The sequence below is a fragment of the Burkholderia sp. AU45251 genome, from assembly GCF_030482905.1.
Lineage (GTDB): Bacteria > Pseudomonadota > Gammaproteobacteria > Burkholderiales > Burkholderiaceae > Burkholderia > Burkholderia aenigmatica.
Map to the genome: position 1 here is coordinate 659,049 of NZ_JAUJQH010000001.1, position 21,216 is coordinate 680,264.

General features: G+C 68.7%; 23 protein-coding genes. 9 read left to right on the forward strand and 14 right to left on the reverse strand.

Features of this window, described 5'->3' with window-relative positions; genetic code table 11:
* Nucleotides 1-7: 7 nt before the first annotated feature.
* A complete protein-coding gene (locus tag QZM67_RS02900; RefSeq protein ID WP_301800701.1) occupies nucleotides 8-1,201 on the reverse strand; it encodes an acyl-CoA dehydrogenase family protein in 1,194 nt (397 codons plus the stop codon).
* Between the two features lie 163 nt (nucleotides 1,202-1,364).
* Entirely contained in the window at nucleotides 1,365-2,504 is a 1,140-nt protein-coding gene (locus tag QZM67_RS02905; protein WP_069252948.1) for an LLM class flavin-dependent oxidoreductase, read from the reverse strand.
* Nucleotides 2,505-2,762: 258 nt separating this feature from the next.
* Between QZM67_RS02905 and QZM67_RS02910 the strand changes: the two genes are divergently transcribed.
* Nucleotides 2,763-3,113 carry a VOC family protein gene (locus QZM67_RS02910; protein ID WP_301800704.1) on the forward strand — a complete coding sequence of 117 codons (351 nt, stop codon included), beginning with the start codon at nucleotides 2,763-2,765 and terminating at the stop codon, nucleotides 3,111-3,113.
* Nucleotides 3,114-3,207: 94 nt separating this feature from the next.
* Here QZM67_RS02910 and QZM67_RS02915 read toward each other — a convergent pair whose 3' ends face one another.
* Complete coding sequence (locus QZM67_RS02915; RefSeq protein ID WP_301800706.1) at nucleotides 3,208-4,068, reverse strand: LysR family transcriptional regulator; 861 nt, start codon at nucleotides 4,066-4,068, stop codon at nucleotides 3,208-3,210.
* Between the two features lie 158 nt (nucleotides 4,069-4,226).
* Between QZM67_RS02915 and QZM67_RS02920 the strand changes: the two genes are divergently transcribed.
* The gene (locus tag QZM67_RS02920) at nucleotides 4,227-5,615 is read left to right on the forward strand and encodes a DHA2 family efflux MFS transporter permease subunit (protein ID WP_301800707.1); all 1,389 of its coding nucleotides are present in this window, start codon (nucleotides 4,227-4,229) and stop codon (nucleotides 5,613-5,615) included.
* A 9-nt stretch (nucleotides 5,616-5,624) separates the two neighbouring features.
* On the opposite strand, the gene QZM67_RS02925 is transcribed toward QZM67_RS02920, so the two are convergent.
* Nucleotides 5,625-6,005 (reverse strand): DUF4377 domain-containing protein, encoded by a 381-nt coding sequence (locus QZM67_RS02925; protein WP_301800708.1) that lies wholly within the window; start codon nucleotides 6,003-6,005, stop codon nucleotides 5,625-5,627.
* Between the two features lie 385 nt (nucleotides 6,006-6,390).
* Here QZM67_RS02925 and QZM67_RS02930 point away from each other — a divergent pair, with 385 nt between their 5' ends.
* Nucleotides 6,391-7,584: a tyrosine-type recombinase/integrase gene (locus QZM67_RS02930; protein ID WP_175023212.1), complete on the forward strand. Its 1,194-nt coding sequence runs from the start codon at nucleotides 6,391-6,393 to the stop codon at nucleotides 7,582-7,584.
* 46 nt (nucleotides 7,585-7,630) lie between these two features.
* On the opposite strand, the gene QZM67_RS02935 is transcribed toward QZM67_RS02930, so the two are convergent.
* The 4 genes from QZM67_RS02935 to QZM67_RS02950 all read right to left on the reverse strand — a co-directional run bounded on the left by QZM67_RS02935 (nucleotide 7,631) and on the right by QZM67_RS02950 (nucleotide 11,057).
* Nucleotides 7,631-8,029, reverse strand: coding sequence for a lysozyme inhibitor LprI family protein (locus tag QZM67_RS02935; protein ID WP_175023210.1), 399 nt, complete (start codon nucleotides 8,027-8,029; stop codon nucleotides 7,631-7,633).
* Between the two features lie 192 nt (nucleotides 8,030-8,221).
* Complete coding sequence (locus QZM67_RS02940; protein ID WP_301801399.1) at nucleotides 8,222-8,440, reverse strand: hypothetical protein; 219 nt, start codon at nucleotides 8,438-8,440, stop codon at nucleotides 8,222-8,224.
* A 62-nt stretch (nucleotides 8,441-8,502) separates the two neighbouring features.
* Complete coding sequence (locus QZM67_RS02945) at nucleotides 8,503-9,666, reverse strand: DUF1501 domain-containing protein (protein WP_301800710.1); 1,164 nt, start codon at nucleotides 9,664-9,666, stop codon at nucleotides 8,503-8,505.
* On the reverse strand, nucleotides 9,663-11,057 hold the full coding sequence (locus tag QZM67_RS02950) for a DUF1800 family protein (RefSeq protein ID WP_301800711.1): 1,395 nt from the start codon (nucleotides 11,055-11,057) through the stop codon (nucleotides 9,663-9,665). The genes QZM67_RS02945 and QZM67_RS02950 overlap by 4 nt, the downstream gene beginning before the upstream one ends.
* Nucleotides 11,058-11,502: 445 nt before the next feature.
* Here QZM67_RS02950 and QZM67_RS02955 point away from each other — a divergent pair, with 445 nt between their 5' ends.
* Nucleotides 11,503-11,868, forward strand: coding sequence for a hypothetical protein (locus tag QZM67_RS02955; protein ID WP_301800712.1), 366 nt, complete (start codon nucleotides 11,503-11,505; stop codon nucleotides 11,866-11,868).
* Nucleotides 11,865-12,866 carry an alpha/beta hydrolase gene (locus tag QZM67_RS02960; RefSeq protein ID WP_301800713.1) on the forward strand — a complete coding sequence of 334 codons (1,002 nt, stop codon included), beginning with the start codon at nucleotides 11,865-11,867 and terminating at the stop codon, nucleotides 12,864-12,866. Before QZM67_RS02955 ends, QZM67_RS02960 begins: the two co-directional genes overlap by 4 nt.
* A 147-nt stretch (nucleotides 12,867-13,013) precedes the next feature.
* Here the strand turns inward: QZM67_RS02960 and QZM67_RS02965 are convergent, their stop codons facing one another.
* The 4 genes from QZM67_RS02965 to QZM67_RS02980 all read right to left on the reverse strand — a co-directional run bounded on the left by QZM67_RS02965 (nucleotide 13,014) and on the right by QZM67_RS02980 (nucleotide 15,238).
* Nucleotides 13,014-13,517: a periplasmic heavy metal sensor gene (locus QZM67_RS02965; RefSeq protein WP_301800714.1), complete on the reverse strand. Its 504-nt coding sequence runs from the start codon at nucleotides 13,515-13,517 to the stop codon at nucleotides 13,014-13,016.
* Nucleotides 13,514-13,930: a hypothetical protein gene (locus QZM67_RS02970; protein ID WP_085037458.1), complete on the reverse strand. Its 417-nt coding sequence runs from the start codon at nucleotides 13,928-13,930 to the stop codon at nucleotides 13,514-13,516. The genes QZM67_RS02965 and QZM67_RS02970 overlap by 4 nt, the downstream gene beginning before the upstream one ends.
* Nucleotides 13,927-14,691 (reverse strand): RNA polymerase sigma factor, encoded by a 765-nt coding sequence (locus tag QZM67_RS02975; RefSeq protein WP_175025177.1) that lies wholly within the window; start codon nucleotides 14,689-14,691, stop codon nucleotides 13,927-13,929. The genes QZM67_RS02970 and QZM67_RS02975 overlap by 4 nt, the downstream gene beginning before the upstream one ends.
* 247 nt (nucleotides 14,692-14,938) lie before the next feature.
* Nucleotides 14,939-15,238 (reverse strand): YXWGXW repeat-containing protein, encoded by a 300-nt coding sequence (locus tag QZM67_RS02980; protein WP_205821941.1) that lies wholly within the window; start codon nucleotides 15,236-15,238, stop codon nucleotides 14,939-14,941.
* Nucleotides 15,239-15,569: 331 nt separating this feature from the next.
* On the opposite strand from QZM67_RS02980, the gene QZM67_RS02985 reads away from it, so the two are divergent.
* Nucleotides 15,570-17,255, forward strand: a complete 1,686-nt coding sequence (locus QZM67_RS02985) for a metallophosphoesterase family protein (protein ID WP_043190994.1) — start codon at nucleotides 15,570-15,572, stop codon at nucleotides 17,253-17,255.
* A gap of 66 nt (nucleotides 17,256-17,321) precedes the next feature.
* Here the strand turns inward: QZM67_RS02985 and QZM67_RS02990 are convergent, their stop codons facing one another.
* A complete protein-coding gene (locus QZM67_RS02990; protein ID WP_175025176.1) occupies nucleotides 17,322-17,933 on the reverse strand; it encodes a hypothetical protein in 612 nt (203 codons plus the stop codon).
* Nucleotides 17,934-17,969: 36 nt separating this feature from the next.
* A complete protein-coding gene (locus QZM67_RS02995; protein WP_301800716.1) occupies nucleotides 17,970-18,323 on the reverse strand; it encodes an energy transducer TonB in 354 nt (117 codons plus the stop codon).
* A gap of 150 nt (nucleotides 18,324-18,473) precedes the next feature.
* Between QZM67_RS02995 and QZM67_RS03000 the strand changes: the two genes are divergently transcribed.
* The 3 genes from QZM67_RS03000 to QZM67_RS03010 all read left to right on the forward strand — a co-directional run bounded on the left by QZM67_RS03000 (nucleotide 18,474) and on the right by QZM67_RS03010 (nucleotide 21,134).
* The gene (locus QZM67_RS03000; protein WP_301800718.1) at nucleotides 18,474-18,761 is read left to right on the forward strand and encodes a hypothetical protein; all 288 of its coding nucleotides are present in this window, start codon (nucleotides 18,474-18,476) and stop codon (nucleotides 18,759-18,761) included.
* A gap of 236 nt (nucleotides 18,762-18,997) precedes the next feature.
* Complete coding sequence (locus tag QZM67_RS03005; protein WP_175025173.1) at nucleotides 18,998-19,729, forward strand: GntR family transcriptional regulator; 732 nt, start codon at nucleotides 18,998-19,000, stop codon at nucleotides 19,727-19,729.
* Nucleotides 19,730-19,814: 85 nt separating this feature from the next.
* Nucleotides 19,815-21,134, forward strand: a complete 1,320-nt coding sequence (locus tag QZM67_RS03010; RefSeq protein WP_301800719.1) for an FAD-binding oxidoreductase — start codon at nucleotides 19,815-19,817, stop codon at nucleotides 21,132-21,134.
* Nucleotides 21,135-21,216 lie beyond the last annotated feature (82 nt).

Below are 21,216 nucleotides of genomic sequence, written 5' to 3' on the forward strand. Positions count from 1 at the left end.
GGCCTCGTCAGATGAAGAAGTCGGTGTTCTCGCGGCCGAGCATCACGGCGCCGAGATTCTGGCCGAAGCGGTCCACGTTGTTCGCGTAGTGCGCGCGGGCCGCGTGCAGGTCGAGGAAGCGGCGCACCAGCGGATTGCGGTGATAGATGCCGTTGCCGCCCGCGTAGCGCAGCAGCGCGTTCGCGGCCTGCGCGCAGCGCTCGGCGACCTGGGCCGACTGGTAGCGGAAATGCACGCGGCGCTCGATCGACACGGCCGGCCCGCCCGTGACCGACGCCATCAGCTCCGCGAAATTGCGCTTGAGCAGCACCTGCATCTCGTCGATCGCGACGGCCGCGTTCGCACATGCGCCCTGCGCGCCCGGATCGTCGGTCGTCTTCGCGCCGCTGTTGGCCGACACGCGCGTCGCCGCATAGCCGGTGAAATCGTCTAGCGCGCCCTGCAGCGCGCCGATGCACGACGTGCACACCGCGCGCACGAAGATCTGCGCGAACGGCAGCTTGAACAGCGGCGCATCGTTGACGGCCAGGCCGGGGCTCGTCCCCTTCATTCCGTCGATCGCCTTGTGCGTGCGGTACGCGGGCACGAACACGTCGTCGACGACGATGTCGTGGCTGCCCGTCGCGCGCAGGCCGAGCACGTCCCAGTCCTGCTGGATCCGGTAGTCGGCTTCCGGCAGCAGGAAGGTGCGGTATTCGGGCGGCTGGCCGGCTTCGGCCGGTGGCACCAGCGCGCCGAGGAACACCCATTCGCACAGCTCGCTGCCGCTCGAGAACTTCCAGTGGCCGGACAGGCGAAAGCCGCCGTCGACCGGCGTCACGCGGCCGACCGGCATGTAGGTCGACGCGATCAGCGTCGCCGGATCGTTGCCCCACACGTCCTGCTGCGCGCGCGCGTCGAACAGCGCGAGCTGCCAGTTGTGCACGCCGACGACGCCGTACACCCACGCGGTCGACATGCAACCGCGCGCCAGTGCCATCTGGATGTCGAAGAAGGTCTGCGGATCGAGCTCGTAGCCGCCGTAGCGTTTCGGCTGCAGCACCTTGAAGAAGCCGGCGGCCTGCATGTCGGCGATCGTCTCGGCCGGGATGCGGCCCTGCGCTTCCGCCTGAGCGGCGCGGCCGGCGAGCGTCGGCGCCAGCGCCTCGGCGCGGGCGATCAGCGTGGCGGCCAGTGCGTTCGAATCGTTGTCGCGATGCACGAATGTCTCCTGTGAAGCGGGTGATGCGCCGCGGCGCCTGCCCCGCTCTCGTTCAAAGTTGTTCGGCGCGGCCTGGCCGCGGGCGATGCTCGCCATCGTCGATGGTCGGCTTCGCGCCGCCGCGCCGCATCGTCCGACCGGACGACGGGCGCGGCCCGGTGCATCACGCGCAGGCGCGCTCCTTCTCGCGGTTGAAGAACGGGATCACGTGCTCGCCGATGTTGCGGATCGTCTCCATCTGCGCGTCGTGCGGCACCGTGCCCATCTGGCACAGGAACAGCACTTCGTCGACGCCGGCTTCCTGCAGGCGGCCGACATAGCCGATGCAGTCGTCCACCGTGCCGTACGCATGGTTCGGGTTCATCATCGCAAGCGCCGGGTCGGCGAAGTTCACGACGACTTCCTCCGACGCGAAGCGCGAGCGGATCACCATCTCGCCGGTGTCGGCCTGCACGAGATCGTCGCCCCACTTCGCCGGGTCCGGACGCTCGCCGCCCGTGTACCAGTACGCGAGCGATTCCATGAAATAGCGCTGGCCGCGGATGCCGATCTTGCGGGCGGCCTGGCCGTCTGCCATCACGACCGTCGGGCACAGCGCCGCGAGGTGCTGGGTCGGGCGGAAGCCGACCTGGTCTTCCGGCTTGCGGTTCGCCCACGCTTCGCGGTACACGGCGTTCTTCTTCGCGACTTCGTCGGGGCCGCCGAAGCCGAGCACCAGCGCGCCCATCCCGCGCTGGCCGGCGCGCAGCAGCGCGTCGGTGTTGGTGCACGCGAGGTACATCGGCGGGTGCGGATCCTGGAACGGCTTCGGGTGGATCGGGCGCTTCGGAATCTTGATGTACTTGCCGTCATGCTCGATCTCGTCCTGCACGAACATCTTCGGCACGAGGTACATCGATTCGTCGATCATCGGCTGCAGTTCGTTGAGGTCGTAGCCGAACGCGCCGGCCTCCTGCTGGCTGCCGCCCTTGCCGACGCCGAAGTGCACGCGGCCGCCGGACAGGATGTCGAGCAGCGCGACGCGCTCGGCGACCTTGATCGGGTGGTTCATCGCCGGCGGCAGGCACACGACGCCGTGGCCGAGGCCGATGCGCGTCGTGCGGCCGGCCAGGTACGCAAGGAAGGTTTCCGGCGCACTCATGTGCGCATAGTTGGTCAGCGACGTGTGCTCCACGCACCAGATCGTGTCGAAGCCGACCTGCTCGGCGAGCAGCGCCTGTTCGACCGTCTCCTTGAATACCCGGTGGTCGCCCTCGCGCGATGCGTCGGTGGTCTGGGCTTCGTAGATGAGGGAAAACTTCATTGCGTGCGTCTCCATGGTTGTTGGACGAGTCGGGGTCGTGCAGCCCGCCCGCACGATACGGACGAAGCGCGACGGTCCGCGAATGGGAGTGTCGGCGCGCGGACGGGCGCGGGCATCGTCTGTTCGGAGTACCGGTACGCCTGCGGGGACAGAGGGGTTTCACCGTCATCCGATCGGACTGCGTGACGCGGCGAACCGCGCGCTAGCATCGAACGGCGGCGCCTTGCATGCGCCGGCCAACGACAAGGGAGAGAGGGAATGAAGGTATCCATGCTGCTGTATCCGGTCGCCGACATCGACACGGCGCTGCCGCTGTTCATCGACGGCCTGGGCCTGAACGTGAAGTTCCGCGACGGCGACCGCTATTGCGCACTCGACGGCGGTCCGCTGACGATCGCGCTGGTCGCGGGCGACGAGCAGATCGTCGAGCGCCCGGCGCTGACGCTGCGCGTCGACGAGGACGACGATCTCTATGCGGCGATGGCGCGGGTCGTGAAGGCCGGCGCATCGGTGCGCGTGCCCGTGCAGGCCGGGCCGCACGAATACCGCGCGGTGCTGGAGGACAAGAACGGCGCGCTGCTGGTGATTTCGCAGAAACGGGCCGCCTGATGCACATGGCCGCACATGGCCGCACGCGGCCCGGCGGGCTTCGCGGTCGCCGGCGCGTGGCGCCGCGCGCCGGATCGTCGGCCCGTCGGCCGCGTCAGGCGGCCGGGCCGGGCGCGCGCAGGTCGCTCGCTTCCAGCAATTCGAGCAGCGTGCGCGCCGGCTGGCTGAGCCGCTTCGCGGCCAGCGCGATGAATTCGATGTCGGGCAGCACGGGCAGCGCGTCGCCGTTGACCAGCGGCGCAAGCCCGCGCGTCGACAAATAGTGCGACGTCGCGGTCAGGCCGAGCCCCGCGCGCGCGGCCGCGATGCAGCCCGGCTGGCTGCTGCTCGAACACACGACTTCCCAGCCGATCCCCTTCTCCGCGAGCGCGTTCAGGACGATCCCGCGCGTCACGCTCGGCTCGGCGACCAGCACGAGCGGCAGCGGCCGCTCCGGATCGACGACCGTGCCGGGCCGCGCGACCCATTCGAGCCGCGCGCGCAAGAGCGGCGTGCCGCGCCGCTCGCCGAGCCGCCGCTTGCCGATCATCAGGTCGAGCGCGCCCGCGTCCAGCCCTTCGTAGAGCCGGCTCGTCATGCCGGTGGTGATCTCCAGCGCGACGTCCGGGTGCGCGGCGCGAAACCCGGCGAGCACGTCCGGCAACGCGACGAGCGCGAGATCGTCCGGCGCGCCGAGCCGCACCAGCCCTTGCAGCCTCGGCTTGCGGAATTGCGATTCCGCGCGGTTCAACGCCTGCAGGATCACGTTCGCATGCACGAGCAGCGCCTCGCCGTCGGCCGTCATCGCGATCGAATGCGTGTCGCGCACGAACAGCCGCCGGCCGACGCTCTCTTCGAGACGACGGATGTGTTCGCTGACGCTCGACTGATTGAGCCCGAGCTGCCGGCCCGCTTCGGTGAAGCTGCGGCAGTTCGTGACGGTCGCGAACGTCTTGAGCCAGACGGGATTGAGCATCCCGCATTGTCATCGGCATCACCGATGACAGTCAACGTCGTCAGGCGGCTTCCCGATGACCATCGGAATCGGTACCATCGAGCGCTTGAAGACCGGCAGGCGCCGTGCGACCGCGTCAAGGCGCCGCCCGCGCCGGCCTTTGCACCACCGATTTCGCCATGTCCCGAGAACCCACACACACCGCGCTGCTCTGGATCGTCGCCGCTGCATTCTTCATGCAGTCGCTCGACACGACGATCGTCAACACCGCCCTGCCTTCAATCGCACAAAGCCTGCACGCGTCGCCGCTCGCGATGCAGCCCGTCGTGGTCGTCTATACGCTGACGATGGCGATGCTCACGCCCGCGTCCGGCTGGCTGGCCGACCGGTTCGGCACGCGCCGCGTGTTCTCGCTCGCGATTCTCGTGTTCGTGCTCGCGTCGATCGGCTGCGCGGCATCGCATACGCTCGGCCAACTCGTCGCCGCACGCGCGCTGCAAGGCATCGGCGGGTCGATGCTGCTGCCGATCGGGCGGCTCGCCGTGCTGCGCCGCGTGCCGGGCGAGCAGTACGTGTCGGCGCTCGCGTTCGTGTCGGTCGCCGCGCAGCTCGGGCCGATCGCCGGGCCGACGCTCGGCGGCTGGCTCACGCAGGCGATCTCGTGGCACTGGGTGTTCATCGTCAACGTGCCGGTCGGCGTGGTCGGCTTCCTCGCGGTGCAGCGCTATCTGCCGCACGACCAGCTGACGCAGCCGCCGCCGTTCGACTTCGTCGGCTGCGCGCTGCTGTCCGTTGCGATGATCGCGCTGTCGCTTGCGATCGATCCGCCGATGCCCGCGCAGCGCGCGGCGTGGTCGGCCGGGCTGGCCATCGTCGGCCTGGCGAGCGCGCTTGCCTACCTGCCGCACGCGCGGCGCCGCGCGCAGCCGCTGTTCCGGCTCGGGCTGTTCCGCGAGCCGAACTTCGGCTCGGGGCTGCTCGGCAACCTGCTGTGCCGGATCGGCACGAGCTCGGTGCCGTTCATGCTGCCGCTGCTGATGCAGGTGCAGCTCGGCTATACGCCGCTGCAGTCGGGGCTGATGCTGCTGCCGGCCGCGATCGCGGGCGTCATCGCGAAACGCTGGATCGCGCCGCTCGTGAAGCGCTTCGGCTACGCGGCATTTCTGGTCGTGAATACGGGAATCGTCGGGTGTGCGATCGCGGGGTTCGCGCTGGTGTCGACACGACCCGCGCCGGTGCTGGAAGGCGTGCTGCTGATCGTGTTCGGCGCCGCGAACTCGATGCAGTTCGCGGCGATGAACGGCGTGACGCTCAAGGGGCTGTCGCATGCCGACGCCGGCAGCGGCAACAGCCTGTTCACGATGATGCAGATGCTGGCGATGGGGCTCGGCGTGTCGATCGGCGGCGGCCTCGTCAACGTGTTTGCCGCCTATCGGGGCTCGATGGCGCACGGGTTCATGCTGTCGTTCGCCTGCATGGGTTTGGTGACGCTGCTGTCGTCCGTCGTGTTCCGGCGGATCGATACGGCCGCGCCGCCGGCCAGTGCGGCGGCGCGGCCGTCCGCGTGAGCGTGGCCGTCAGTTCGCCGGACGGCGCTCGACGACGCGCTTGAGCACCCAGCGGATCGACGAGCCGTCGGCCGGCGGCTGCGCGACGCGGTATTCGTCGATTTCAAGCGTGTACAGGTAACCGGGCTGGTACGCGAAGCCTTCGATGCCGGCGTACCACAGACTCCACGGCTCGCTCGGGCTGCTACGCACCTGCAGGCACTCCATCGGCGCGACGCCGGTGCAGCGCGCGGATTGCGGCGCGACATAGACGGTCCTGGTCACCGGCTTGGCATCGGCCGGGCGCGCCGCGTTCGGCGACGTGGCGACTGCGTCGGTCTGGCATCCGACGAGGAGCGTGCTGCCGGCAATGACGGCCGCGCCGAGCAGCGTTCTGGATGGGCGAATCATCGGATGGTCCTCAGGAAGCGTTGGAGGGCCGTTTAGACGGCCAGTGCAACGAGAAAGTTCACAGATAGCTTACAGTCATCGATCTGCCCCTCGTTCACCGGATGTCGCTTGCGAGGCGTCACGTTACGGTGGGCCGGTTCGGCCGCAGTCATCGCCGCCAGCGGGCCGCGCATGCAGCGATTCTTTCGCCGATCGGCGTCACGCGACAGGCGATGCTCGTCGGGACGTTGCCGAATGGCATGCCGTCGGCTGACCGAAGTGATCGTCGCCGGCCGGTTCGCCGCGTGGCAATCGTGTACCATCGGCGCTTCCCGATATGCCTGATCGCGCTGCGTTCGTCCGCCCGGCTCCCAGCGTACGATCCGCGCAGCGCACCCCGCTTCGCATGACCTCACCCGTTCCGTCCGACACCGCGCTGCGCCCGCTGCCGATCGATGCGCTGACCGTGCCGGCCGCGCTCGACGGACGCACGGGCGCCAACCGCTCGAACAGCGCACATCCGCAGATTGCCGCGACCAACGATCTCGACGCGGTGCGCGCATGGCTCGCACGCTTCGTCGATACGCCGACCACGTTCCAGAACTATCGCAAGGAAGCCGAACGCCTGCTGCTGTGGGCCGTGATCGCGTGCGGCAAGCCGCTGTCGTCGCTCACGCACGAAGATCTGATCGTGTACCGGCAGTTCCTGCTCGCCCCCGCGCCGGCCGACCTGTGGTGCGCGAACGGCGGGCGCAAGCATCCGCGCGACGATCCGCGCTGGCGGCCGTTCTACGGGCCGCTGTCGGCGGCCAGCCAGCGGCAGGCGCTGGTGATCCTGAACGTGATGTTCTCGTGGCTCGTGCAGGCCGGCTACCTGGCCGGCAATCCGCTCGCGTTGTCGCGGCAGCGGCAGCGCCGGCCCGCGCCGCGCGTCACGCGCCATCTCGGGCAGCCGCTGTGGCAGTCGGTCAAGGACGCGATCGCCGCGATGCCGCGCGACGACGCGCGGGCGGGCTTCCATGCGGATCGCGCGCGCTGGCTGTTCACGCTGCTGTATCTCGGCGGGTTGCGCATCACCGAAGCGGCCGACACGACGATGGGCCAGTTCTTCTGCCGGCGCGACGCGGACGGGCGCGACCGCTGGTGGCTCGACGTAACGGGCAAAGGCGGCCGGCAGCGGCTCGTGCCGGCCACCGACGAAATGATGGCCGAGCTGTCGCGCTACCGGCGTGCGCATGGCCTGTCCGCGTTGCCGTCCGACGGCGAGCCCACGCCGCTCGTGCTGCCGGTCGGCCAGACGCGCAAGCCGCTCACGCGCGCGGCGCTGCACGGGATCGTGAAGCAGGTGTTCCGGCATGCGGCCGACCGGTTGCGCGCGAACGGCGAAGCCGGCGAGCAGCAGGCGCGCGTGCTCGAACAGGCGTCCGCGCACTGGCTGCGCCACAGCGCGGGCTCGCACATGGCCGACGGCCGCGTCGACCTGCGGCTCGTGCGCGACAACCTCGGCCACGTGTCGCTCACGACGACGAGCCAGTACCTGCACGCGGACGACGACTGGCGGCATCGCGAGACGGAGGAGAAGCACCGGATCGGGTGGTAGGCCCGCACCGGCCTGACGGATCCCGGCTCGCGCAACGTGTCCGCGCTCAGTGATCGAGTTCGAGCCCGCCCAGGCCGCCATTGCTGCGGCATTTCGCGCGATCGCCTTTCACCTGCCAGTCGATTTGCCCGCACATCACGTCGATGCGTTTGCGGTAGCTGTCGATCAGGCACTGCGTCGTCGTGCAGCGGTTACGCGCCTTCAGCCATGCCTTCTGGGTCGCCATGAACTGCTCATACTCGGGCGGATCCTCGACCGGATAGTTGCTGAAGTCGTAGAGCATGTGCTGGTAATCCGCGTTGAGCGCATCGTCGAGACGCGACAGCGTCGGATTGGCGCAGATTTCGCGCTCCACGAACGTGGACGCTTTCGCGCAGTTGAAAGACGCGGCGTGCGCGCCGGTCATGCCGGCCGCGACGGCCAGCGCAACGAGCCATGCTTTCATGTGGGTGCCGTGAGGTAGAAAACGGCGGCCGTGGATCGGCCCGCCGTGACGGACGAACGGGGAAGCCGGTCGCCGGATGCCCGTCGCCGGATGCCCGTCGCCGCGATCCGGCAGCTTAGGGCAACGCGCATCGCATTTCAATACGCTGCTCCGCCTCTTCCGCACCCGCGCCGCGGGGCACGTTACGCCCGATCAGTACACGCCCACCCAGTGCCCGGGCACCCACGCCCAGTGATTGCCGGCCCACCGGTAATGCCCCTTCGCCCAGCGATAGCCTGGCGCGGGCATCGGAGTCGGTACCTCGACGACCGGCGCCGGTTGCGGCGGCCGCACGGGTTCGACCACGCACGCGGACAGCAGCGTCGCACCGGCCGCGACCAGCACGGCGAGCGAAACGGATCGCATCTTCAACATCTTGCATTCTCCCTGTTGTGTAGTGGATAGATTCAGTGCCGAAACGGCAACGCCGCGCGTCACGCGGCTCCGCGAACCAGCCCGCTCATCGGCCGCGTCGCACCGCTTTCCGCGAACAGCGCGGACGCGGTGCGGTGCGGATCGAGCCGCAGGCTTTCGGCGGCGGCGCCCGAGATCAGCGCGTCGAGCGACGCGGTTGGCTTCAGGTCGCGCCCTTCGTACAGGTCGCCCGGCCGCAAGCCCGGCCAGTCGGCGACTACGCGGCCGCCGGCGACCGCACCGCCCGCGAGCATCGCGACCGACGCCTGCCCGTGATCGGTGCCGCCGGTGCCGTTCGCGGCCGCCGTGCGGCCGAACTCGGTCGCGACCAGCACCGTGGTCTGCTGCCACGCGGCCCCGAGGCCGTCGCGCAGTGCGGCGAGCATCGTGTCGAGTGCTTTCAGCTGATTCGCGAGCCGCGCGTTCTGCGCGCTGTGCGTGTCCCAGCCGCCCGTCTCGATCATCGCGATGCGCGGGCCGTCGTCGCGCGCGAGGAACGTCGCGGCGAGCTTGCCGACACCCGCCGGATCCTGCCGCGCATGGGCATCGCCGGCGAGGCCGCGCGCGTCCATCGCCGATTGCCACAGCGGGCCGAGCTGCGCGTCGGCCTCGTAGAGCGCCGACACGCGCGCGAGCAGGTCGTCCGGCGCGGCCGGCAACCCGGACGGCGCGTACGACGCAGCCTGCACGGTGCCGCGCAACGCGAGCGGCACGGTCGGCGCGAACGCGATCGCGCTTTCGCGCGTGGCCGGCAGCAGCGCGGCGAGCCGGTTCAGCCAGCCGTCCTTCACCTGGTACGGTGCGCGGCCGCCGGTCTCGAGCACGTTCTGGCCGTCGAAATGCGAACGGTCGCGATACGGCGACGCGATCGCATGGACGAACAGCGCCTGCCCGTCGCGGTACAACTGCGCGGTCTGCACGAGCGACGGATGCAGCGCGAACGTGCCGTCGAGCCGCGTCGCGGCCGCCGCGTCGATCGCGAGCGGGCCGCGCAGCGCTGCATACGCGGGCTCGGCATACGGGACGACGATATTCAGGCCGTCGGCCGCGCCGCGCTGGATCACGAACACGAAGCGCCGGTCGGTCGCGACGTTCGCGAACACGATCCGCGGCGCGACGAGGATCGCGCCTGCGCCGGCGGCGGCCACGCTCAGGAATTGGCGGCGGGACAGTGCCATGGTCATCTCCGTTGGAAATCGGGTGAGACGAGCAGCAGCGCGAGCGACGTGGTCGCGCTTTCGGCGCGCGACAGCGCGGTCGCGGTCGGTGCGCTCAACGAACCGGCGAGCAGCGTGTTGCCGAGCGCGCGCGGATCGAGCCGGTCGCCGGTGCGCGCGGCCAGCCGCTGCGCAAGCTCGACGCGGCGCACGAGCGCGTCGGGCGCGGCCCAGCTCGCGGCAACGTCGTCGTATCCGGCCGGCGAACCGGGCCGCCACACCGGCTGGCCGAGCTGCGCGAGCAGCGGCGCAGCCTTCAGGTCGCCCGTGTCGTGCCAGCCGAGCCCGCGCAGCGACGACACGGCCCACTCCCACGGCGTCTTGAACTTGCGGTTGACCGGCGACCACGCATCGGGTGCATCGACGAGCGCGCGATAGACGGTCGGCAAATCGCCGCCGCTCGCATCGAACGCGCGGGCGAGCCGGTCGGTCAGCGCGGGCGGCGGATTGTCGGCGACGAAATGACGGGCCAGCTGGAACGCGATATGCCGGCCCGTCGCCTCCGAATGCGCGAGGTCGTGCAGGATCGCGCGCGCCTGCGCTTCGCCGGGCTGGTCATAGCTGCGCCCCATCACGGTCCGTGCGCCGGGCTCGTGCAGTTTCGGGCGGAACACGAACGCGCCGGGCGCCGCGTCGCCGGGCTGCGGGCCGCGCCCGCCGGCAATGCTCCAGCCGGTCAGCGCGCGTGCGAATTCCGTCACGTCGGCCTGCGTGTAACCCGTGCGTACGCCGAGCGTGTGCAGCTCCATGATTTCGCGCGCGAGGTTCTCGTTGAGCCCGCGTTTGGCCGACGGATTGCGTGCTTCGGCACGCAGCGCGGCCGGGCTGTCGGGGCCGACCGAGCGCGCCTGGTCGAGGAAAAGCTGCATCGCGGGATGCTGCTCGACGGCGACCAGCATGTCCTCGAAACGGCCGAGCACGTGCGGGCGGATCGCGTCGCGCTCGAACGCGCCCGCATAGGCCGCCACCGGCCCCTTGTCGACCGAAACCGCGAAATGGTTCGCCCAGAAATGCACGAGCCGCTCGACGAACGGCGCGGGCGTGATCAGCGCGCTGTTCAGCCGCGCGACGACGGCGCTGCGATACGTGTCGTTGCCGTCGCGCCGGATCGACTGCTCGGTCGCGCGCTTCGTTGCCGGATCGTTGGCCGTCATTGCGTTGCGCGCGTTCGCGAAGCGCGTGGCAAGCGCGACAGCGTCGGGCTCGCCGGCCCACGCGGCGGGCCGCGCGTCGTAACGGTCGAATTGCGCGACGAGCGCCGCCTTCGGGTCGGCAGGCGGCGCTTCGTCGGCCCGCGCGCCGAGACCGAAACGGTTCAGCGCGATGGCGGCCGGTGTGATGTCGTTCGGGTGGTCCATGACGGGGCTCTCGCGATGCGTACCCGTGTTTAACGCCGGTCGGCGGAAAATCCGTCGCCGGGAACACGAATATTTCTGGTGCGTCGCGCGGCGTCGAATGCGTGCGTGTTGCCGTTCGAATTCCCGTCGCGGATTCAGCTGACGAATGCAGCGACCCGGTGGATCGCTCCGCCGCCGTATCGCAATTCCGTGCCCCTGCGGAGGACGGCACGTTTCGACATTCGGTTAAAGGGCTTTCACCAGCCTGACCGGCACGGCGCCGATCGGAAGGCGCGTCGACCGAAACCCTCCTGAACGCCTGAAATGACGCCTTGCCGGCCGCAGGTGCCCAGCGCTTGCCGTTCCCCGAAAGCCACCTAGACTCAATGGCATGTATCGCCCCGCGCGTCAGGGAGTTTCGTCGTCTTGACCCAAAGCAAGAATTCGGTACACCCGGAGACTGACCATGACCAAGCTGCTCGCCCTCCTCCTGCTGACTCCCGCCATCGCTTTCGCCGCTCAATCGGCCTTTCCCGAAGGGTCCACCACGCCTGCTGCATCGGACATCCAGCAACGTCTCGCGGGCAAGGCATTCGACATCAAACTGGCGGACGGTACCCAGTGGCATGTCCAGTACGGCAACGGCGGCGACTACGATTTCAAGTCGAGCCAGGGGTTCGCCGATCACGGCGACTGGAAAGCCGAGGACGGCAAGGTCTGCAGCAAGGGCCGCAAGATCCCGTACTCGTGCAACGACGTTCGCGTGAAGGGCGACGAACTCTATCTCAGGCGCGACAACGGCGAAATCATTCAGTTCGTCGAATCGCATTGAACGCCGCGCGTCGGAACGAATACGAGCGCTCGGGCAGCCACGGTTCGGCACACCTCGCGTCGACGTGGCGCCACGACATTGACCAGGAGAAGCTGCCGCATTCCCGCCCGCCACAGTGGAATGCGCCGGCCGCCACTACGATGCCCACTCTTCCCGTCAGCTTGCGCGCGCGGATTCGTTGCTTCGGTTCGATGCGTCCGCCCACGCGCTGGACCGGCGCGTGGCTGCTTGCAGTCGCACTGACGCTGCACGGCTATCCGGCGCATGCGCAGAACCCGCCCAAGGTCGTCGACATTCCGACCCGTCCCGGCGTGACCCAACGGTTTCTCTTCATCGCACCGGACGCGCCGAAGGCCGCGGCCATTCTCTATGCCGGCGGACACGGCGGGCTGCAGCTGGATCCATCCGGACGATTCGGATGGGGTGGAGGCAACTTTCTCGTCCGCACCCGGCAGCTGTTCGTGAAGGACGGCATCGCTGTCGCGGTGATCGATGCACCGAGCGACCGGCAATCCGCGCCCTACCTCAACGGCTTTCGACTGTCGAAGGAACATGCTGACGACGCGCGTGCGGTGATCGCCTGGTTGAGAGAGCAACTCCACGTACCGGTCTGGCTGGTCGGAACGAGCCGCGGCACCCAGTCCGCCGCCGCCATTGCGATTGCACTGGCCGGCGGCGGCGGGCCCGACGGTATCGTGCTGACGTCCACCATCCTCCGCGAAGACAGAGGGGGTACGGCGGTCACGGACATGAACCTTGTCAGCCTCAGGATTCCGGTGCTCGTCGTGCATCACGAGAAAGACGGCTGCAGGAATTGTCCGGTGTCCGAAACGGATACGCTGATGAAGAAGCTGGACCAGTCGCCGAAATCCGACCTGATGATCGTGTCGGGCGGCACGTCCCGGGGCGATCCGTGCGAGGCGTTTGCGTATCACGGCTTCAATGGCCTGGAGAGCGGCGTGGTCGACGCGATCTCCGCGTGGATGCTCGCTCGTTGAACGTGCGCGCCGCGTGGTGCAGTCGCGGTTGCCTCTTGTAATCCTTCGCTGTCACCTGCCTGCCAGCATGGACGGCCATGCCTTCCGCGTACGCGTTGCGCATCACTGAAACGGCACGCCGCCGCACGTCTCCCGCGCGGCGTTTGTTTACTTGCTCGCCGCGTCGCCCTGTTTCTTCTGCAACTTCGGCGGCAGCCGCCAGTTACCGCTACGCCGCAACCCGTCGACGAACTTCGCGCGCTCGTCCGGCGTCAGCGTCGCCGCGAAATCGACGACGCTGCGCTCGACCTGCGCACGCAGCGCGGTATCGGCCGCACGCGTGCGGTCGAGCGCGGCGTCGATCGCCGTACGATCGAGTTGCGGCGCGGCGAGCAGATCCAGCACGGTGATCCGGCCGTCGCGCCCTTCCCGCGCGAAATCGCGGCCGTCCTTGCGCGCCGCCTTCAGTGCCGCGGCGAATTCCTGCTGGCGCGTATCCGGCAATTCGTCCGCAGCGAAACGCAATGCGGTGCGCGACGCCGGTGCGCCCGCGGCCCGCAGGTCGCGATGCGTCGAGAACCACTGATACGCGCCGCCGCCGATCGCGCCGAGCATGAATACGTTCAGCACGACCGAACCGACGAGGATGAATTTCCAGCCACGCTCACTCATTCATCACTCCAGTCCACGCTCGGTCCGCCGAACGTCGTTGTCAGATAGCCGGGCTCATGCGAAGGCGGCACGCTGCCGAGCATCAGCATCGACACGGCCACCGCGCCCGCAAGCGCGCCGGCCAGGCCCACGCCCGCGAATGCCGCGCCCGACCACCACACGGCGCCCCGCCGCCGCGCGCGGCGCGGTGCGGGCGCCGTCGCGACGATGCGCTCGACGAGCGCCGGCGCGGGCGGTGCGACCGTATCGTTGGCGAGCCACGCATCGAGTTCGGCGGCATCGTCCAGCGCCGCCAATGCGTCGCCCGGATGCGCGCGCGCCCAGGCCTCGGCGGCCGCGCGCTCGCCGTCCGGCCAGCGCCGCGCATCCGAGCCGTACGCGGCGACGATGGTACGAAATCGTTCGGGTGTCATCGGATGTCCTCGCTAGGTGAATCGCCGGCCAGTTGCGCGCGCAAGTTTCGCCGGGCGCGCGCGAGCAGGCTTTCCAGCGCGTCGACGGTAATGCCCATCAGGTTGGCTGCCTCCACGTTCGACATTTCCTGATAGTACTGGAGCACGAGCGCTTCGCGTTGCCGCGCCGGCAACGCCGCGAGCGCCTGCCGCACGCGCGCGTCGCGCGAGCGGGTCTCCGCCCGGGTGGCCGGCTCCGGTTGCGGATCGGGCACGTCGGGCAACACGTCGACCGGTTCCTCGCGGCGGCCGCGCAAGCGGTCGTAGCACAGATTCAGCACGACGCGATGCAGCCACGTGTCGAACCGCGCCTCGCCTTCGCGCCAGCCCGGCGCCTGTTTCCAGATCCGCAAGAACGTCTCCTGGGCGACGTCCTCGGCTTCCGTGCGGTCGCCGAGCATGCGCGTCGCGAGCGCGAGCAGCCGCGGCAGCTTGCGCGCGACGAGCATGCGCACGGCCGACGCGTCGCGCGCGCCGACCCGTGCCACCAGTGCCGCGTCCGGATCGCCGTCGCTCAACGCGGGGCGCTCCAGCGCAACGCGCGTCTGTGCCGCGGCGCGATCGTCGATGCGCCCGCCGGCAGACTGAAGTTCATCGTCATGCTCTCCTTGCATGCGCCGCGCCATTACCCGGCCCCGCCACACCGGCGGTTCGGAATCGCCGCACGTATCGCGCACGGCATCGGCAAGATCCGTTTCATCGACATCCGTTTCAGGCCGCATGGCGATCGTGTCGATCGGGTGCCGGCCGCCCGGACGCGTTCGCGTGAGCGGCGGCCGGCGCGCTCAATATACGACGACCGGCGCGGGCCGGTAATAGGCCGGGCGCGCCGGCACGACGACACAGCCGGCCAGCACGATGGCTGCGGCCGTCAGGATCACCACGGTTCGAAAAGGCATGGCTGCGACTCATGACGTTACGGGAAGAAGCCGCCGTGCCGGCACCGCGTGCCGTGCGGCGGCATGCGCATCAGGCCCAGTGACCCGGAACCCAGCGCCACGCCGGACCGCGCGCGGCCCAGTGGCCCGGCACCCAGTGATAACCGACACGAACCACTTGCCAGTGGCCCGGAATCCACACGTAGCGGCCCTGCCGCCAGTGCCAGTGGCCCTGGTCCCACACGTAGCCCGCGCGCGGCGCCGGCATCACTTCGACGCGAGGCGGCGGCGGCGCGTAAGGCGCGACGATGACGGCCTGCGCGAACGCGGCGGACGCAGCCAGCGCGGCCACGCATGCCGCGGCAAACCGCAACGAGATGGAAAGCTTCATGAAAGACTCCGAAGTAGCGGGTATCGACCGGAAGCGGCCGTTCATGCGTTAAACGGCGCGGGCGAACGGAATCTGTCGCAATGTCGGCAAAAAAATTTCGACCGGACCGGACGCGCGTCGGCACGTCGGCGCGGGCCGGATGGCGCGATGCACAAGCCCGGGCATGTGCCGACGCTTGCGCGGGGTTGCCGCGCTGTCACAACCCGGCAAAACTGCCCTTCGACAATGTTCGGCACCGGGATCCCGCTCGTTTCCGGCCCACGCCCCGGCCACGCTTGCGCACGGTCAGGCGGTTCCACATCTCGCGTCTCCACCAACGAAAACACCGACCATGTCGAACCAGGACAACTCCCCGATCCAGCCGAACGAGCCGGCCGCGTCCGTGTCGCGTCGCGGCTTCCTGAAACTCGCCGGCGTGTCCGGCCTCGCCACCGCCGCCGGCGGTCTCGCGGCAGCCAGGGCCGCCGCGTCGAACCCGGACGGCACGCCCGAACAGGTCCACCTGACGTGGGGCAACGACCCGACGTCGGAAGTCGTGATCTCGTGGGCGTCGCTCGCGTCGGCCGTCAATCCGCGCGCCCGCATCGTCGCCGACGGCGAGCCGCCGCGCACCGTGCACGGCGTCCAGCGCCTGTACACCGACGGCCTGAACGGCGAGACCGTGTTCGCGTACCACGCGCGCGTGCACGGGCTGAAGCCGAATACGCGCTACCGCTACGAGATTACGGCCGACAACGACAGCAACGCCGCGCAGCCGTTCTCCGCGAATTTCTCGACCGCGCCGCGCGGCCGCGCGCCGTTCCGCTTCACGAGCTACGGCGATCTCGCGACGCCGAACGGCGCGTGGGTGCTGTCGTCGCCGCAAAGCCGCTTCGCGGTGCAGGCGGTCGAGCAGTTCCAGCCGCTGTTCCACCTGCTGAACGGCGACCTCTGCTACGCGAACCTGAACCCCGCGCACCAGCCCGAGGTGTGGCGCGATTTCGGCAACAACAACCAGACGTCGGCCGCCAATCGTCCGTGGATGCCGTGCCCCGGCAATCACGAGATCGAATTCAACAACGGCCCGCAGGGGCTCGATTCGTATCTCGCGCGCTATACGCTGCCGGAGAACGGCACACGCTTCCCGGGCCGCTGGTACAGCTTCCGCGTGAGCTCGGTGCTGTTCGTGTCGCTCGACGCCGACGACGTCGTGTACCAGGACGCCGCCGCGTTCGTCGGCGGCCCCGCGCCGCTCGTGCCGGCCGCGAGCACGGGCCGCCCGCCGATCGAGCCCGGCACGTCGTTCTACGTGCGCGGCTACAGCAATGGTGAACAGACGCGCTGGCTCGAACACACGCTGCGTCATGCCGCGCATGATGACGACATCGACTGGATCGTCGTGCAGATGCACCAGGACGCGCTCAGTTCGTCGAAGACGGGCAACGGTTCCGACAAGGGCATCCGCGAAGCGTGGCTGCCGCTGTTCGACCGCTACGGCGTCGACCTCGTGCTGTGCGGCCACGATCACGACTACGAGCGCAGCTACCCGGTGCGCGGCTGCAATCACCGTGCGGGCGTCGATGCGACGACCGGCGAAGTCGTCGAGACGCTGCAGCCGCGCCCGGTCGGCTCGAACGATCCGGATCGCACGAAGTTCGACACGAGCCACGGCACGATCCACCTGATCCTCGGCGGCGGCGGCACCAGCGCGCCGCTCGACGTGTACGGCGAGAACCCGGCGACCGGCTTTGCGCGCGCGAAGGTGTTTACGAAGCCGAACCGGCCGGTGCCGGGCACGGCGCCCAATACGTTCGTGCGCGAGCCGGCCGATGCGCTCGAGGATGCGATCTGGTCCGCGCGGCGCGATACCGGCACCGGCTACGGGATCGCCGTGTTCGACTACGAGCCGGGCAAGCCGGACGGACACACGACGATCACGATGCGCTACTACCACGCACCGGGCGCCGACCAGCACCCGACCGCCGACTACGAGCTGTTCGAGACGATCGAACTGAGCAAGAAGCGGAACGAACGCTGATCGGGCGGGCGCCCGCTGCAACGGGCGCCTGCTGCGGCACACGCGCGACTCGTTGCATGCGCAACGTTACGGGGCGATCAGGATGCCGCGGTTCGCGAAATAGCGGTCGAACATCGCGCGCGGCATCGCTACGTTCTGCTGCGTGCGTACGTCGAACCCGGACGGGTTGTGGAACAACCAGTCGCCAGTGTCGCGGTTCGCGCCGAACACCAGCACCATATGCCCGCCGCGCGACGGCGGCTCGAACCCGTCGTGCCGGATGCCGGGATGAACCGATGCCATCAGCATGTGGCCGTCATGCAGCTTCGGTTCAAGCGCGGCCGAATCGATCCCTTCCACGACGTCGCCGTCGATCCCATACCGCTCGCGCACCCAGTGGACGAAGGGCCGGTAATGCAGGCGCTTGCCGGTGTCGCCGAGTTCAGGCCGGTACACGCCGAACCCGACGGCTTCGCGTACCAGTTCGAGCAACGGCACGATCGTATTCGAACGGTGCGCGAGCAGCATCTTCAGGCACGCAATGCCGCAAATGCTCGGGCTCCACTGTGCATATTCTTCCGGCGTGCTCGCGCCGGAGCGATGCCACAACGGGTCGTCCTCCGAGCGCAGTTCGCGGGATACGAACCGCGAAACCAGGTGCGACGATTCCCATTGCGCGAAATACGGCACTTCTTTCATGGCTTCCCTCTCTGAAAGCACGATGCGGGCGGCTCGCTACATCAGCGAGAACGTGATCTTCTCCTTCATGCGAATCGGGCGTGCGCCCTCGTCGGCGGTACAGTGAATGCGCATGAACGCCGCAGTCACCACGGCGTCGAGTTCCGCATGCCCGCTGCTCTCCAGCAGCGTCACGTCCGACACCGTCCCGTCCGGAAGCAAGACGCCGCCGACCGTCACCTCCCCGCTTTGCCGAGCCCGGCGCGCGCTGGCCGGGTACGGCACGTCGCGGGACCCGATCCGGGTGCAGCGCGTGACTTCGGATGCGTAGAGGTAGGACGCGTCGGCACGCGCGACGCCGGAAAGCGCGGCGAAGGCGGCGGCGGAAATGGCGAGCAGTGAGCGATTCAACATGGATCTTCTGGTCGGTCTTATGGGATTCGATGCATGCGACGACGGCTGCGTGACTATACCGCGACGGCGCGCAGGCGCCTGTCACACACCCATTGCAGGGCGTTGCGCCATGACACGCGCTAGACTGCCCGCCTCCCCCACCGGCCCATGAAGATGAGTTTCGAATACCGTATCCACACGATCCCGTCGGCCGACGCATTCGATGCCATCGCCAATGCGTTGCGGCAAGCGCATGACGACATCGACATCGATCCCGACCGACGACAGCTTGAAGTCCGTGGCGACACCAGCGGCTGGCCGCTGGTCAACCTGTGGACCGACGACGACGGCTTCTTCCTGGCCACGACACTCGGGCGGACGCGATACACGATGCTCGACTCGATCGGCCGCGCGTTGTCCGCAATCGGCGCGGCTTGGCATATCGACGACGCATGACCGGCGGCCCCTTTTTCGCGGGCTCGCCTGAATCGGCCCCGCACGCAGAGCCGGCGCCCCGCCGATGCCCGCCGTTCGCCCCTCCCTGCTTCGTCCCTTTAAGCTACGCATGTCCGGGCACGCCACCCCGCGCCCTCACCGACCTCACCCGCTCGTCGAGGTAAGGTGTAAACCCTTATTTTTGCTAAGTCTATTCTCAACCTAAACTGTGTCTACAGTTTGTAGACAATGAAATCATGTCCAGACAGAAGCTTCAGACCGCCTCACCGGATGCCGAATCCGGCGGTTCGGCGGATCGCAAGAACGTAATGGCGGAGACACTGCGGCGACGGATCGTGAGCATGGAGCTCGCGCCCGGCGCCGTGGTCGACGAGCTCGCGCTCAGCGAGGAATTCGGGCTCTCCCGCCCGCCGGTGCGCGAACTGATGCGCCAGATGGCGGCGGAAGGCTATCTCGAGCTCGAGCCGAACCGGCCGGCCCGCGTGTCGCCGATGGGTTATCAGTCGCTGCGCAGCTTTTTCCTGGCTGCGCCGCTGATCTACGTCGCGACGACCCAGCTGGCGGCCAGCCACGCGACGGCGGAGGAAGTGGAACGGCTGAAGGCGATCCAGGCGCAGTTTCGCACCGCGATCGAGGAGAACGACCTGCAGGCGCGCGTGCTGCAGAACGATGCGTTCCACTTCGAGATCGGCCGGATCGCGCGCAACGCCTACCTGATGCCGAGCCTGCGCCGCGTGCTGATCGATCACGCCCGCCTCGGCAAGATTTTCTATCGCTCGCCGGAGACGAGCGACATGCAGCAGGACCTGGAAACCGCCGTCAGGCAGCACGACGAGATCATCGAAGCGATTGCGCAGCGCGATGCGCAGCGCGCCGGCGAGCTGGTCCGCAGCCACATGGAGCTGTCGCGCCGCCGCATGGCCGAGTACGTGATCCCGGAAGGCCTCGACGTACCCATCCAGTTTTAACGGCTGCACCAGACGGCGCACGCTTTCACGTGCGCCGCCTTCCCACACCGTCGATCAGGACTCTTTACCGATATTGGATTTAGGAATGCATAAGGTCACATCGCTTCCAGCCGACGACAGGATGTGCGGCTGGTACCACACCAGCCGGCAGCGTCAGCCCAGGCCATCGCACCGCGGGGAATCCAGCGCCCGCTGGGCCGTCGTCGGCGCGGGTTTCACCGGCCTGGCCGCCGCGCGGCAGCTCGCGCTGAATTTTCCGGATGACGAGATCGTCCTGGTCGACGCCCAGGAAGTCGGCTTCGGCACCTCGGGGCGCAACGCCGGTTTCGCGATCGACCTGCCGCATGACATCGGCGCCGACGACTACATCGGCGACATCCCCACCGCCCGGACGACGCTGAAGCTGAACGTGCTCGGCCAGACGATCCTGCGCCGGCTCGTCGCCGAGCACGGCATCGATTGCGCGATGAGTGCGTCCGGGAAATACCAGGCGGCCGTGGAGCCACGCGGGATCACCGTGCTCGACGCCTACCGCCGCGGTCTCGACAAGCTCGGCCAGCCGTACGAAATGATCGAGGGCAAGGATCTGCCTGCGCATATCGGCACGTCGTTCTACCGGAAGGCGCTGTTCACGCCGGGCACCGTGCTGATCCAGCCGTCGGCGCTCGTGAAGGGGCTGGCCGACTGCCTGCCGCCGAACGTGACGCTGTACGAGCACACGCCGATCACCGACGTCGAGTACGGCGACAGGATCGTCCTCGCGCACCGCAACGGCCGGATCACGGTCGACCAGCTGGTGCTCGCGAACAACGCGTTCGGCATGCGCTTCGGCTTCCTGCAGCACACGATGCTGCCGGTCTTCCTGTATGCGAGCCTGACGCGCCCGCTGACCGGCGCCGAACAAGCTCAACTGGGCGGCAAGCCGTTCTGGGGCGTGATTCCGGCAGACCCGTTCGGCAGCACGCTGCGTCGCACGCACGACAACCGCATCCTGGTGCGCAACAGCTTCAGCTTCAACCCCGACGGCCGCCCGCGCGAAAAGTACCTGCCGCGTTTCGCCGACCGGCACCGCCTGTCGTTCGAACGCCGCTTCCCGATGCTGCCGGACGTCGAGTTCGAGTACACGTGGAGCGGTTCGCTGGCGCTGTCGCAGAACCACAAGGGATTCTTCGGGCAGCTTGCGCCGAGCGTCTACGGCGCGCTGTGCTGCAACGGCCTCGGCATCACGCGCGGCACCGTGACGGGCACGCTGCTCGCCGACTGGCTGGCCGGCAAGCGCAGCGAGCTGGCCGATTTCCTGCTGGAAACATCCGGACCGAACCGCACCCCGCCGGAGCCGTTTCTGTCGATCGGCGTCAACTCGACGCTCTGGTGGGGGCAGCGCAAGGCGGGACTCGAAAGCTGACCGGGCCACAACGAGCGTAACCCTGCCAGGAAGCACCATAACAACGATACCGATTCATGCATCACGCTTAGTAGACCATATC